The organism is Streptomyces sp. NPDC040405, assembly GCF_055595765.1.
The window spans coordinates 465,810-479,335 of sequence record NZ_JBVIVI010000008.1 but is presented as its reverse complement, the minus strand read 5'-3'; the positions used below and the strand labels follow the sequence as shown (position 1 = coordinate 479,335).

Genomic DNA, 13,526 nt, shown 5'->3' with positions numbered 1-13,526 from the left:
AGCGGCACAGAACGCGCCGGATGGTGGCGGCGGCGACCCGATGGCCAAGCCGTCGCAGTTCGCCCTGGATCCTGACCTATCCCCAGGTCGGGTTCTCTCTCGCCAGGCGCTGGATGAGCGCGACTGTCTCTTCCGGCAACGGCGGCCGGCCGGGCCTGGCTGGTGCCTGTCGCCATTTCCAGCGCACCAGACGGCGGTGCCAGGTCAGCAGGGTGCCCGGAGTGACCAGGCGATGGCGACGTAAGGCAGGTGGCAGGTACTGGGCGAGAGCGGAGAGCACGGCACGGTCAGCCCATTCTTCGCGGCGGCCGACCGGCCCAACAAGAGGAGGCAGCCCAGTAGTCGGCAGAAGATCAGGTAGAGCAGTCGCAGACCCACGATCACTGATCATGCCCATGCTCGGGCGATCGCAAAGCCCCAGGTCAACCACCGTACGGCAATAAAGACACCCTTCAGGGGTACCGCCCGCTGCCCGAGCCGTCGGCGGACAGGGAGGACGGCGAGACGTAGCGCCCGCCCGCCGCACGCGGTCACGCCCTGCCATCGGCGCTCGGCGGCAGGGCTGCTCCATCCCAGGTCCAGGCCATCTGGCACCCTCCCGCACTCACGGGTATCCGAGTAAGCCCTCGCACACCTGTCTGCGTGCGTTCCGCTGTCCGACGTCGTCAGGCCTGGAGGACTTCAGTGCGGGAGAGGGCCCGCTTGAGCAGAGCCTGCAGCGCGTCCTGCTCGTCCTGCGTCAGGCCGGCGAACAGGGGTTCCTCGGTCAGGACCTTCAGCAGCCGTTCCCGCAGCTCGGTGCCCTCCGGGGTCAGGACAAGCTGCTTGGCCCGGCGGTCGGTGGGGTGGGGGCGGCGCTCTATCAGCCGCAGGGTCTCCAGCTTGTCGATCACGACGGTGGCATTGGACGGTTCGCAGCTCATCCGCCCGGCAAGCTCGCGCATGGTCATCGGACCTGTCATCTCGCGCAGGGCCGAGGCCTGCGCGACGGTCAGACCGAGCCCGGCCACCCATTCACGCATGCGCGCATTGCTCTGCATGTCCAGGTCGTGCACCAGCTTGCCCAGCTCCCACTGCGCTTCCGCCTGCGTCTCCGTCATCGCCATGGCTCCAGACTAGCAAACTACTTCAAGTCATGGTAGATATGACTTGAAACATTAAAGTCATATGCATTGGAGGAGCCTCATGAACCTCAACCTCACGGGTAAGACCGCCGTCGTCACCGGCGCCAGCCGGGGCATCGGACTGGCCACCGTCCGGACCTTGATCGGCGAAGGGGTCCGCGTCGTGGGCGCCGCGCGCACCATCACTCCCGAGCTGAAGGAAACCGGCGCCCACGCCGTGTCGGCGGACCTGAGCACCGCGGAAGGCGTTTCCGCCCTGATCGACACGGCGCTGGCCGAGCTGGGCGGCATCGACCTGCTGGTGAACAACGTGGGCGGCGGGGACGAGGCCGTCATGGGCTTCCTCGACGCCGGCGACACCCAGTGGACCCGCATGTTCGACATCAACGTGCTCGCCACCGTCCGCGCCACGCGCGCGGCCCTGCCCAGCCTGATCGAGCGTCGCGGGGCGATCGTCAACATCTCCTCCACTGTCGCCCGGATGCCCCTGGGCGTCCCGGCCAGCTACAGCGCCGTCAAGGCGGCGGTCACCGCGCTCGGCAAGTCCCTGGCCGAGGAGTTCGGCCCCCAGGGCGTGCGCGTGAACACCGTCTCCCCTGGCCTGGTCCGCACCACCGTCTACGAGGACTCCAACGGCCCGGTCGCCCAGCTGGCCGCGGCAGCAGGTGTCAGTCTCTCCGACTTCGTCCAGCAGGTCGCGAAGGCCCAGAAGATCACGACTGGCCGCATGAGCGAAGCCGAGGAGGTCGCTGCCCTGGCCGCGTTCCTGCTGTCCGACGTGGCCGGCAACATCACCGGCGCCGACTACGTCATCGACGGCGGCACCATCAAGACGGTCTGAATCCAGCACCTCAAACCACGAACAAGGAGGACAGAACCATGGCTCACGTCGTCGTCGGGTCCGCCGAGCGCACGATCGACGCTCCCGCGGATGAGGTCTACCGCTACCTGGCGGACATGCACCTGCACGCTCGCTTCCTGCCCGCCCCCTTCTACGACTGCCAGGTCGTGGACGGCGGCCCGGGCGCGGGCAGCGTCGTCCAATACAAGATCGACTTTGCTGGGGGCGTCCGGGAGCTGCGGATGCAGGTCACCGAGCCGGAGCCGGGCAGAACTCTGGTCCATACCGATACAGGCGGCTCCGGCCTCGTGACGATGTTCACCGTGACCCCGCAAGGCGAGCGGGCGCTGGTGAACATCACCTCCAGCTTTGACGGCGAGACCGGCGTCGCCGGCTTCGTCGAGCGGATCATCGCGCCGCGCAGGCTGCACCGCGTCTACGCCAAGGAACTCGCCAGCTTCGACGCCCACGCCCGCGAGCAGCGCGTCGGCTAGCAGCAGCACGTATCACTTGTCAGTCATCAAGGAACAGGAGTTCAACCATGAAGATGCTCACCTTCAAGGCCACGACCCACAGCGCGAGGTCGGCCCGGATCGGCGCGCCGATCAGCGCGGCGGCCATGGAGTCCGTGATCGACGAGCCGGGGCCGGTCGAGGTCAAGACGATCGGCGCGGACTGGGAAGCCCCGATCACGGGGCTGCTCAACATCAAGCACCCGAAGGCCGTCGCGGCCGGGATCACCGACCACAAGGAGCCGATCAAGATCTACGCCCACGTCGTGCGGCACCCCACGCAGGGTTTCTTCCTGGTGGACACGGGTGTCTCGCGGCGGCTGGTGGAGGACCCCGTGGGGGTCGGGGTCGGAATGATGCTGAGGAAATACGGGGGCATCGAGAAGATGCACCCACAGCAGAGCACCGCGGAGATCATCGAAGCGGAGGGAGTTCCCCTGAACGGGGTCTTCATGACCCATCTCCACCTCGACCACGTCTCCGGACTCCCGGACGTTCCCAAGGACGTCCCCATCTACACAGGCGCCAATGAAGCGGAGGCGTCGCTCTTCCTGAACCTGTTCGCCCAGGGAACGAACAACCACCTCCTGGCCGGACGGCCACCGCTCGAGGAACTCCAGTTCGCCAAGGACCCGGACGGAAGGCTCGAAGGTGTCAACGACGTGTTCGGCGACGGCTCGTTCTTCGCGATCCTGACCCCGGGCCACACCACCGGACACGTCTCCTACCTCGCCCGTACCACGGCGGGTCCGGTGCTCATGACCGGTGACGTCAGCCACACGCGCTGGGGTTGGGACAACGGCGTCGAGCCCGGCACCTACATGCAGGAGCGCGAACCCAGCATCAAAAGCTTGCTCGCCTTGAAGGCGCTCAGCGAGCGCCACCCGAACATGATCGTGAGGCTGGGCCATCAGGAATAGCCCCCAGGCGGCCGAAAGCAGCCGATGCCGGGCCCCCGATGAGGCGACCAGGGGCTTGGCATCCGTCCACCACATCCCGAATCCATCAGGGCCAGGGGTACACACGACGAGCCAGAGCCGTTCGACCTCCTGGTCGCCGGACCCACCCACCGCACCAAGATCCTCATTGGCTACACCCGGGTGTCCACCGGCGGGCAGAAGCTCGACCGCCAGATCGGGGTCCTCACCGCGGCCGGGTGCCGACGGATCTCGCCGACAAGAAGTCCGGCAAGGACGCCTTCACTCGGAGCTGAAGGCCTGCCATGCCCTCCTCGCCGCCGTGGCGAGGACGACGGCGGCGACCAGGGCGCCGGGCTCAAGCGGAATCGCCACCCGCTACGAGACCGCACTCGTCGGAGCGTCCGGTCGGAGCCAGTGGGTGACGTCCACCACCAGGACCAGACGTCCGTCGGCGGCCTCGGGCTGCGGTAGCCCGGCCAGCACCTGCCGCAGCTGCGGCACATCGACATTCCCGCTGTTCAGCGCGTCGTACATCGCGCCGTGCCCGCGCCGGTGCTCGGCCGTCAGCGTGAGGTCCGCCGGTGTGGTCACCGGCCCGTCCGCGCACAACAGCGCATCGGTCAGCTCGAACAGTGTGTCCCCACGCACGGGCAGGCAGTCGAAGAAGTCGTCCCGGAAGTGTGACGCCACCGCGAACGCTTCCCATCGGACGTCGTGATGCAGCAGACTCATTCCCCCACGGCCTTTGTACTGGTCAAGTGCCTCTTTGGTCGGAGCACAGGATCAGCCGGAGGCCGTGTTCACGCCCCCGGAATCCACGTACGAGCGAGCGCGTTCGGGGCATCGTTCGAGGTCAGACCAGGCGGGCGCCGTCGGCCTCACCCCGGAACACTGTCGCTGATTTCGTCGCGGATCGTGGGCGCCGCGCCCTTCCGTTGGTCGTTGATGGGCCTGGTGCCGCGCAGGCCGAAGGCGGAGACCGCCGCCCCCAGCAGCACCATGACCACCGGGACGACGAGCGCGGTGCGGTAGGCGTCCAGCACCGCGCCTGGTGAGCCGTCGGCGTCGGCCGCCGCGATCCCGTACACCGCGGTCACTGCGGAGATTCCGACCGCCGAGCCGAAACTGGGTGAACGTGTACAGCAGCCCGCCGGCCAGGCCCTGCTCCTCCTTGGCTACGCTGTCGGTCGCCGCGATGGTGAGCGGACCGTAGGCGAGGGCGAAAGCGGTGCCCGAAATGATCAGGCTCGGGAACATCGCCGCGTAGGACCAGTCCATCTCGACCGGCAGGAAGAGCCCGTAGGCCACGATCGCCAGCAGGAAGCCGCCGAAGGTCACCCGGCTGTTGCCGTACTGGAAGCCGAAGAACGCGCCCAGAAAGAGCAGCGCGCCGAGGTCGGCCCGCACCATCGCGGCCTTGCGGAAGATCCCCATCCGGACGAGCGGCGCTTTGGCGCGCCGTTCGATCACGATGAACACCGCCACCAGCGCCAGCCCGGCGGCGAGCGCGCCGAGGGTCAGCTCGAGCCCTTCGCCGCGGTGCTCGAGCCGGACGATGCCGTAGGCGAACAGCAGCATCGCGGCGGCGGCACTGGCCGCGCCGACCAGGTCGTAGCTGCGCTGTGCGGGCTCGGGGCGGGCCTCGGCCGGCAGCAGCCTGAGCGCCGCGAGCAGGATGGCGCCGGCCAAGAACACCGGGGCGAAGAACACCCAGCGCCAGCCGAGTTCGGTCAGCAGCCCGCCGATGACGAGGCCCAGCGAGAAGCCGCCGGCGCCGACGCCGGCGAAGACCAGCAGGGCCTTGTCGCGCTGCGGCCCCTCCGGATACGAGGTCGTAATGATCGACATGGCGGCGGGGGTCATGAAGGCCGCCGCCACGCCGGTGACGAACCGGGCCACGACCAGCATCCAGCCGTCGATCGCGAAGCCGCCCAGCATGGAGAAGACCAGGAAGACGCCCAGCCAGGTGAGGAACATCCGCCGCCTGCCCAGCAGATCGGCGGCGCGGCCGCCGAGCAGGGTGAAACCGGCGTAGCCGAGCACGTAGCCACTCATCACCCACGCCGCGGTGCCGGTGGTCAGGCCAAGGTCGGCGCGGATGGTGGGGACGGCAACGGCCAGCATGGCGACGTCGCTGCCCTCGAGGAAGATCGTGCCGCACAGGACAAGCAGCACGGCCCAGGCTCGTCCGCTCTTGCGGGCCGCGGGGACGGTGGACACGGATCGCTCCTCACCCGTTGAGTCGCTTGGTCACCGCCGGTTCATCAGCAACGGACGCCATTCGTCGCGCAAGCTGCACGAGCCCAGCCACGTCGCCCGTGCCCGCACGTCGAACCATCCCTCCCTGAGCCTTCACGATCGCCATGGCCGCGACCGTACCGAGCAGCCAGCAACCCAGGCCGCACCTTTTATCTGCACCCGGAGGTTCGCGTGGGTGGCCGCTGACCCTGAAGCCCACAACCATGGTCCGGTACCGCACCTACGTCACCGCCGACCTCATCCCCGCACTCGGCCAAGTCCGTCTCGATGACCTCGGTTACTCCCACATCGCCGGCTTCGTCCACACTCAACTCGCCCACGGCCGCGGCAAAGTCACCATCCACCGCTGCCTGGCCACCCTCTCCAGCGCCCTGGGCGACGCGGTCAAACACCACCGCCTCAGCCACAACCCCGCACGCCCCACCATCATCCCCCGACCACCCGCGGCCAAACGGCGCATCTGGACCCTCGACGAAGCCGCCCGCTTCCTGCGCTACTGCCACACCGCCGACCCGCTCATGGCCGACCTGGTCGAAGTCCTCATCGGCACCGGCATGCGCAAAGGCGAAGCCCTCGGCCTCCACTGGGCCGACGTCCACCTCCCCGAAGGCATGCTCTTCATCCGCTGCACGCTCTCGGCCGTCGACAACAACCACCTCGTCCTCACCGCACCCAAGACCCGCAGCAGCAAGAACTGGATCGCCATCTCACCCCGGGTCGCCACAGCCCTACGACGCCGCCGCGCCGCGGACCCGGATCCCCGCCGATCCTCACCGCGCGGGGATCTCGTCTTTCACCAGCCGGACGGCAGCCCCCTCCACCCCGAATACGTCCTCAACCACTTCCACCTGCTCTGCCGCAAAGCCGGGGTCCCGCGCACGACCGTTCACGACCTGCGCCACCTCGCCGCCACCATCTCCATCACCGCCGAACAGAAGATGCATCTGCCCAGGCCGCGACCACCCTGCGACCACGCCCCGCGGAAACACGGAAAGGCCGCCCCCGCCTTCCGGCGGAAACGGCCTTCGACCTGAGAAAACGCTGGTCGGGACGACAGGATTTGAACCTGCGACACCTTGCCCCCCAGCGACATCGTCATCGACTGGTTCTTCGGTCGGTCCCGTCAGGTCCTGACTCAGCTTCTGGGTGCGTGCCGGCCGGTCACGAGTTCGGCGAGGTCTTCCGGATGAAGGAACGAGGGTGGCGGCGGTGGGCCCCAGCTGAACAGGCCTTCCGCCCCTTCCCAGACCTCGGGTTCCCAGACCTCGTCCTCGGGGATGCAGTCCATGTCCGAGTAGTACTCGGAGAAGTTGCCAGCCGGGTCTTTGAGGTACCAGAAGAAGTTCGATCCGGCGTGGTGGCGGCCCAGTCCCCACACATGGCGTTCGGGGTGGTCCTCGAGCATCGCGGTCGCGCCCCGCCCGACCTCGTCGATGTCGTCCACCTGCCAGCTGGTGTGGTGCAGGAACGCAACCGGCGCGGCCATCGCCAGTACATTGTGGTGGTCGACGGAGCACCGCATGAACGCGCCCTTGTCGCCGATGTAGTCGCTGATCTTAAAACCGATGCCATCGGTGAAGAACCCCATGGTGGCATGGAGATTGGTCGTGCCGATGACCGCGTGCCCGAGCTTTTTGGGCCGGACCGCCCCGTCGCGGAGCACGCCGGGCGCGCGGCCCGTGCGCTCCACACGTCCCGGGCTGTTGTAGGGGGTGGCGGGCACCGGTTGTGCCACGATGCGGGGCGCGACTTCGACACGGGCCACCACCTCCGTTATCGGCTCGGTCGCGCGGAGGACGTGGGCGTCGAAGTCGCGGGGAACACCGAGTCGTTCCAGGTTCGCCGCGATGCGGGCGATGTCGTCCGCATCGTCCACCCCGATGCCGATCTCCACCAGCCGACGGATGGGTGTGCGCACGAGACACAGTTGCTCCCCGCCGTCGCGGGTGGCGAACACGCCCCCACCGCGGTGCTCGAGACCGAATGCGTCGTAGTAGGCGACCGTCGCGTCGAGATCGGGAACGCCGATGGTGACGCTGGTCAATCTGTGCAGGCTCATGGCGTTATGCCTCCGGGGACTCGCGAAAGACCTGGTTGAGCTCGCCGATTCCGTCGATCCAGCTGCGCAGTTGCTGCCCGGAGGTGGAAAACCGCCGGGGTTATGGGCCCTGGCCGACTCCGGCAGCGTACCGGTGAACACGCGACCGCCGGGGTAGAGCGTGATGATGCGGGACAGGTTCGCGACCAGCCCGGCGATCGGGAATATCAGGTCGTTGGTTCGGCCGCGCCGGACGATCTCGCCGTCGACCTCGGACCACGACATGCCGCCGCTGTGATCGGAACTGCCAGCATGTGGTCCGTGGCATTCAGCCCAAACGGTCGCACCTTGGCCGTCGGCGGTGATGATGGCAAGGTGCGGCTGTGGGATGTGAATACAGGAGCCGTTCACGCCGCCTTGACCGGCCACGGTGACGCTGTCGAGTCGGTGGCGTTCAGTCCGGATGGCCGCACACTGGCCAGCGGCAGCAACGACCACACCGTACGACTGTGGAACATCTCCCTCCCCAACCCGGCCCGAGCGATCAATACAATATGCCGCGCTATCAGCCGGGACATGACCCCGCAGGAAAGCTCCACTTATCTGCAAGGCCAATCACTCCGCCACCCTTGCCGATCCTGAGCCGGTCAGCCCTGCTGATCGCGGTCACACAGCGCATCAGGATCTCTGCGGACACGCTGGAGTCCAGCAGCAGGCCCCGTATTCCCACGCTACCCGCATCACGACTCCCCCAGCGGACACGCCGGTGGGGTCCCGGAGCGCGTACTTGCCGTTGCGCTGCTTGGTGGTGTCGATGGCGACGTCGCCGGTGTACTCGGAGTGGCCCTTGCCCGTGGCCTGGTGCTGCGCGCCGTAGGAGGCGATCTGCTTGCCGACGGTTTCGCCGTGCGCGCCGGTGCCCTTCACGGTGGTCTGCCAGGGCAGACGCGGGGTGCCGTTGACGGCCCGGGCGATCGACTTGGGGCGGGAGGTGGCGTCGTTGACGCCCTCACCGGCCCGATATCACCTTCGTGCGTGCCCGATGGCCTCCTGAGGCTCCTCGCGGGCGGCCCGTGGCGGGCGGGGGCGGCGGGGGCGTCCGATCAGCACGGCCAGGTGCACCGCGAGCATCACCGCAGCGGTCACGGCGGCGCTGTGCCACAGCAGCGCGTCCATCCGGCCCGCCGAGAGATACGCGCCCGCAGCCACCGCCACCAGGGCGCACACCGCGCGGTCGATGATGCTCTCCACCGACAGCAGGGTGGCGCGCGGAGCGCCCGGCGGCACCGCGTCGTTGACCAGTTTGCGCTGGATCGGATACGCGAAGCCGGTGACCGCCGAGAACAGGCAGAGCAGCGCCACCGCCGCCATCGGCCCGCCGAGGGTGATCCCGGCCAGGGACAGCGCCATCGCCAGGCTCAAGACGGACACCATCGTCAGCGGTTTCAGCTTGCGGCCCAGCCACTGCGGCCGGGCCGCGCCCACGGCCTCGGCCACCGTCACCGCCGCCAGCACACCGCCGTGCGAGGGCTCCGGGATGCCCTGGTCGATCAGGATCGGCTGGAACAGGTTCACCTGGCAGATCCGGGAGAGCGTGAAGACCGCCACGCCCTGCACCATCACCAGGGCCAGCCACGGGGAGCCGCGCAGGTGGCGCAGCGCCCGCCCGGCCTCCCGCCACACCCCCGACCGGCGTGCGCCCGACTCCGCGCCCACCAGCCGGGGCAGGGCCATGGCACAGGCCAGTGACGCCGCCGCGCTCACCGCGCTGAGGAGATACGGGGTGGGCCGGGACAGTGCCATCAGCGGTCCCACCAGCGGCCAGCACATCACCTTCGCGGCCAGCCCCAGCGCCCGCGCGTTGCCCTCGGCGCGCAGATAGTGGTCGTCCGCGCCCTGTGCGTGCAGCGCGTCGTAGAGATAGGCGCTGGCCGCCCCGGAGGTGAGGGAACGGCCCGCGGCGATGGCGAGGAAGTGCACCAGGAAGCCGGTGTAGTCGGGAGAGAAGACCGGGACCAGGTTCGCCGCGGTCATCACCACGGCGCCCGCGCGCAGACAGTTGCGGGCGCCGATCCGGTCGGCCACCAGACCGGTCGGGATCTCGAACAGGCAGAACGCGATGTAGTAGAGGGACTGGATACCGAAGATCAGCGCGTCCGAGAGCCCGGCCTGCCGCTGGTAGGCGTAGAAGACCGGCATCCACCACAGCAGGTTGAACAGCAGCTGGAAACCGTTGTTGAGGGCGATGACCCGGCGTGCCCCGGCGGTGAGCGGGGTCCGTCCCTCCGCCGGGGAGCGGCGGAGGAACGGCGCACGGCCCTTCACAGCGCGTACGGGCGGAGCTGGACCAGCTTGAAACCGCCCTCTTCGGTCATCAGCCACTCGATGTCCAGCGGATCGTCCGGACCATCCGGATCGTCCGCGAAGTGCGACTGGAGCAGCCGCCCGGTGAGCGCGAGATCCGCCAGCCGTGCCCGGGCCGAGGACGGCAGGTCCTCAACCGAAGAACCGAGGTCCACCGTGCGGCCCCCACCCTCCACAGTGTTGTAGAGGTACTGCAACGGCAGCGCAGTGCCGTCGACGACGCTCTCGGGCGAACCGGGCGTGCAGTTGATGTAGACGTTGCGGAAGTCCTCACGCCGCGTGGGGTTGCAGGTGACCAGCACCCCGCCGAGCCCGGCCGGGGTGTACTCCTGCACGATGACGCCCATGTAGGTGTCGTCCAGGGAGATGCCCGCCTCGTGACGGAGCCGGACACTGCGCGGCGACACCAGCGAGGCCCACACCTGCCGTACCGCGTCGAGGAGTTCGTCCGTGCCGTGCACCGTGGTGATGGACTCGTAGACCCCGGCGGCGGAAAAGCCGGGCAGGTCCTCGGCATTGGAGGAGGACCGCACCACCAGCCGCTTGCGGCACACCCGGTCCGCGAACGGGCCGGTGATCCGGGCGGCCACATCCTCCGGCACCGGGGTGCCGCGCAGCAGCTGCTGGAGGCTCAGGCACAGCGGGTCCAGCACATCGGTGGCTCCCAGCTCCAGCGCCATCTTCAGCTTGCCGATGCCCTGTTGCAGAGCGGGCGAGGAGATCAGGAAGCGGTGCTGGAGGGCGAACGGCAGCGCCACGCCGTCGGGCGCGGTGACGGTGGCCGCCACGAACTCCGAGGCCGCCCGGCGCAGCGCCTCAGGGTCGGCGGGCGCGGTCAGCCGGGAGGCGAGATGGCCGTACAGATCCTTCCGGGGCGGCCGGGCGCGGCCGTAGAAGGCGGTGAGATCGGCGGTGCGGCTGTCCAGCACATGGTGGAGTTCACCGAGGTTGGCGGCCTTGGTGCCGTATCGGTCGCGGTCCTCGCGGCGCAGCCGGCGCAGTTCCAGGACGGGGACGTCCTCCAGCAGTGGCGGCTCCAGCCGGATCCGCTGCTGGTGCCACGCGGGCTCGTCCAGCTCCGGGACCTCGTGCAGCCGGACCAGGCTCACCTCGTCGTCCTGGACCCGGTAGCACACCCACGCCCCGTCCAGCTCCTCCGACTCCACCAGCCGGGCCATGTCGCGCATGATGGCGTTCGGGATGCCCCAGCCGGAGGCCAGCACATTGGTGTGGGACAGCGGGGTGATGGGGGCGGCGTTGATGAATCCGGCCACCCGTGGCACATCGTCGGGCAGACAGTCCATGGCCACGATGTCCGACCAGCCGAGGTCCGCGGCGTGCGCGCGGTACTCCTCGAGCGAGGCGAACCAGCGCAGCCTGCCGATGGCCTCTCCGGTGTTCAGCGGGGTACGGGGGCGGCTGACGAACAGCTCGTGGCTGAGGATGCGCGGCAGCGTCACGTCGCTCACCGGGGCGAGTGCCGCCTCCTGGCCGTGGTTGGCGGGTTTCAGCAGCAACGGCAGCCGCCCGTCGACCCGCTCCCGGACGAAGTCGTAGAACTCCTGGAGCAAGGGGCCGTCCATGGTGTCGGCCTCGGTGGTCTCCAGCACCAGGAACGGCCGGTCCCGGCCCTCAGTGTCCTCGTCGGCGTGCAGCGACAGCACACCGAGCAGGAAGCGGCGGCCGGGGGCGGTGTACACCGAGGCATTGAACGCGTCGAGTCCGGCGTCGAGTTCGCCCAGGTCCATCCCGAGGATGCGGGTGGCCACATAGTTGACATGGAAGGGGTGGACGGCGGTGTCCAGCAGATGCCAGGTGTGCTCGGTGCGGTCGACCACCACCTTCAGATACGGGTGTCCGGCCAGCACTCCGGACAGCGACCGGAACAGCGGCAGCGACAGGTTCTCGCCGACCACGGTGGCATCGGTGCCGGGCGCGGTGGCCGGGCCCGCAAACGCGCTGATGCCGGTCATCACGGCCTCCCGGTGGCCGGGACGGGCGGCAGGGCGGTGGGCAGGGCGTCGTTGAGCCTTTCGAAGTCACGTATCACCGTGACCGGATCGTCGGCCACCAGCAGACACAGCGCCGCCATGGTGTTCGCGCCCGCCGCCGGGTCGTAGACCGGCACCGGCGTGCCGTCCGGCAGCGAGTGCTCGGCCACCTTCGTCAGCCGCGCCCCGGTGGAGATCAGTCCGGTGCGCTGGACGGCGTCGAAGTCCCACAGCCGCCGGTCCGGCCACGGCGCGCCGGAGCCGTCCACGGCCAGCACCACCAGGGAGCCGGCCGCGCCCTTGGCGTCCGCGGCGCCCAGCACCGAACCGGGCCCCGGATCGGGCCAGTCGACCTCGCGGCCGAGCAGCCGGTCGATGAGCATGCCGATGACGTCCACCCCGAAGACCTCCTCGATCTGGGGGACGGTCATCGCGCCACCGAACCGGGCGGCGGTCTCGATGACCCACATCCGTCCGTCGGCGCCCAGCTTGATTTCGGTGTGGGTGCCGCAGGTGCGCAGGCCGAGCGCGTCCACGGCGGCCGTCGCCAGCTCCACCACCTTGCGCTGGGCGGCCTCGGGGAGCAGGGCGGGGGTGATCCCGGCGCGCTCGGTGAACGGCTCGACGGTGGGCATCCGCCCGCTCAGGCACACCGGGTGATACACGCCCTCGGCCACGACGCCCTCGACGCTGACGTAGTCGCCCCAGCCCGGCTCCTCGAACCAGCCGGCGGCCGTGCCCGTCACGATCTCCTCGACGAGGAAATCGGCGTCCGCCGCGGCCACATGGAGCTCGGCGTAGCCCTGGCGGGCGGACTCCTCCATCACCTCACGGGCCCGGGCCCAGGCGGGCGCGATGTCCTCCGGGCCGCGCAGGATCTGATGGGCGGTGGACCCGGCGCTCCAGGCCGCCTTCATCAGCATCGGGTACGGGATCTCGGCCGCGGCCTCGTGCAGATCGCGCTCGGTGGCCACGGAGCGGAACCGTGGCTGGGACACCCCGTGCGCGTCCCAGGTGCGGCGCATCATCCGCTTGTCCCGGGCCAGCACGCAGTGCGCACCGGCCCCGGCGAGCCCCAGCCGCTCGCAGGCGTCGGCCACCGCCACCACGGCGTACTCGGACGGGGTGAACACCGCGTCGGTGCCGACGGCCTGTGCCTCAGCCGTGATGAGCGCGACGAGGTCCTGGGACGCGGCGTCCACGGGAGCGACCACCGAGGCGCACAGCCGGGTGACCACCCCGTGGGCGGAGGGCGGAAGGGGACTGAGCACGAGCAGATGCACTTCGGCCTTCGCGGCGACCCGGGACAGCGCGTATTCCAGCGGCGGCCCGCCCTTGGCGTAGACAAACAGCACCTTGCTCATAGATAACGACTCCTCGGTCCAGGGTTTCCCGACGGCTCAGCGAAAACCGGCGGGCTGGCACATCCGCCACGATCCGGGCCCGTCAAGCGAACCAGTCGGACAGGACGGCTACC

12 protein-coding genes and 3 pseudogenes are annotated in these 13,526 nt (G+C 69.3%); 5 read left to right on the top strand and 10 right to left on the bottom strand.

The window, feature by feature from the left end:
• Positions 1–665: 665 nt before the first annotated feature.
• Positions 666–1,106: a MarR family winged helix-turn-helix transcriptional regulator gene (locus tag ACZ59A_RS31225; protein WP_470965464.1), complete on the bottom strand. Its 441-nt coding sequence runs from the start codon at positions 1,104–1,106 to the stop codon at positions 666–668.
• Positions 1,107–1,185: 79 nt separating this feature from the next.
• On the opposite strand from ACZ59A_RS31225, the gene ACZ59A_RS31220 reads away from it, so the two are divergent.
• The 3 genes from ACZ59A_RS31220 to ACZ59A_RS31210 are packed head-to-tail and all read left to right on the top strand — an operon-like array spanning position 1,186 to position 3,397.
• Entirely contained in the window at positions 1,186–1,965 is a 780-nt protein-coding gene (locus tag ACZ59A_RS31220) for an oxidoreductase (protein ID WP_470965461.1), read from the top strand.
• Between the two features lie 38 nt (positions 1,966–2,003).
• Positions 2,004–2,459 (top strand): SRPBCC family protein, encoded by a 456-nt coding sequence (locus tag ACZ59A_RS31215; RefSeq protein ID WP_470965458.1) that lies wholly within the window; start codon positions 2,004–2,006, stop codon positions 2,457–2,459.
• A 47-nt stretch (positions 2,460–2,506) separates the two neighbouring features.
• The gene (locus tag ACZ59A_RS31210) at positions 2,507–3,397 is read left to right on the top strand and encodes an MBL fold metallo-hydrolase (protein WP_470965455.1); all 891 of its coding nucleotides are present in this window, start codon (positions 2,507–2,509) and stop codon (positions 3,395–3,397) included.
• A 384-nt stretch (positions 3,398–3,781) separates the two neighbouring features.
• Here the strand turns inward: ACZ59A_RS31210 and ACZ59A_RS31205 are convergent.
• The 3 genes and pseudogenes from ACZ59A_RS31205 to ACZ59A_RS31195 form a co-directional block, all read right to left on the bottom strand.
• Positions 3,782–4,129 (bottom strand): annotated as a pseudogene (locus ACZ59A_RS31205) (transposase); the annotation flags it as partial.
• Between the two features lie 146 nt (positions 4,130–4,275).
• Positions 4,276–5,617, bottom strand: a pseudogene (locus ACZ59A_RS31200) (MFS transporter).
• A 10-nt stretch (positions 5,618–5,627) separates the two neighbouring features.
• Complete coding sequence (locus ACZ59A_RS31195; protein WP_470965452.1) at positions 5,628–5,762, bottom strand: hypothetical protein; 135 nt, start codon at positions 5,760–5,762, stop codon at positions 5,628–5,630.
• A gap of 97 nt (positions 5,763–5,859) precedes the next feature.
• On the opposite strand from ACZ59A_RS31195, the gene ACZ59A_RS31190 reads away from it, so the two are divergent.
• Positions 5,860–6,690, top strand: coding sequence for a tyrosine-type recombinase/integrase (locus ACZ59A_RS31190; RefSeq protein ID WP_470965449.1), 831 nt, complete (start codon positions 5,860–5,862; stop codon positions 6,688–6,690).
• Between the two features lie 101 nt (positions 6,691–6,791).
• Here ACZ59A_RS31190 and ACZ59A_RS31185 read toward each other — a convergent pair whose 3' ends face one another.
• Both ACZ59A_RS31185 and ACZ59A_RS31180 read right to left on the bottom strand, forming a co-directional pair.
• The gene (locus ACZ59A_RS31185; protein ID WP_470965614.1) at positions 6,792–7,715 is read right to left on the bottom strand and encodes a VOC family protein; all 924 of its coding nucleotides are present in this window, start codon (positions 7,713–7,715) and stop codon (positions 6,792–6,794) included.
• Positions 7,716–7,868: 153 nt separating this feature from the next.
• Positions 7,869–7,979 (bottom strand): annotated as a pseudogene (locus tag ACZ59A_RS31180) (hypothetical protein); the annotation flags it as partial.
• Between the two features lie 27 nt (positions 7,980–8,006).
• Between ACZ59A_RS31180 and ACZ59A_RS31175 the strand changes: the two are divergent.
• Positions 8,007–8,336: a WD40 repeat domain-containing protein gene (locus tag ACZ59A_RS31175; RefSeq protein ID WP_470965612.1), complete on the top strand. Its 330-nt coding sequence runs from the start codon at positions 8,007–8,009 to the stop codon at positions 8,334–8,336.
• A gap of 36 nt (positions 8,337–8,372) precedes the next feature.
• Here ACZ59A_RS31175 and ACZ59A_RS31170 read toward each other — a convergent pair whose 3' ends face one another.
• The 4 genes from ACZ59A_RS31170 to ACZ59A_RS31155 form a co-directional block, all read right to left on the bottom strand.
• The gene (locus ACZ59A_RS31170; protein WP_470965446.1) at positions 8,373–8,621 is read right to left on the bottom strand and encodes a hypothetical protein; all 249 of its coding nucleotides are present in this window, start codon (positions 8,619–8,621) and stop codon (positions 8,373–8,375) included.
• A 96-nt stretch (positions 8,622–8,717) separates the two neighbouring features.
• Positions 8,718–10,019, bottom strand: coding sequence for an MFS transporter (locus ACZ59A_RS31165; RefSeq protein WP_470965443.1), 1,302 nt, complete (start codon positions 10,017–10,019; stop codon positions 8,718–8,720).
• On the bottom strand, positions 10,016–12,031 hold the full coding sequence (locus tag ACZ59A_RS31160; protein ID WP_470965440.1) for a PEP/pyruvate-binding domain-containing protein: 2,016 nt from the start codon (positions 12,029–12,031) through the stop codon (positions 10,016–10,018). The genes ACZ59A_RS31165 and ACZ59A_RS31160 overlap by 4 nt, the downstream gene beginning before the upstream one ends.
• Entirely contained in the window at positions 12,031–13,413 is a 1,383-nt protein-coding gene (locus ACZ59A_RS31155) for an ATP-grasp domain-containing protein (RefSeq protein ID WP_470965437.1), read from the bottom strand. Before ACZ59A_RS31155 ends, ACZ59A_RS31160 begins: the two co-directional genes overlap by 1 nt.
• Positions 13,414–13,526 lie beyond the last annotated feature (113 nt).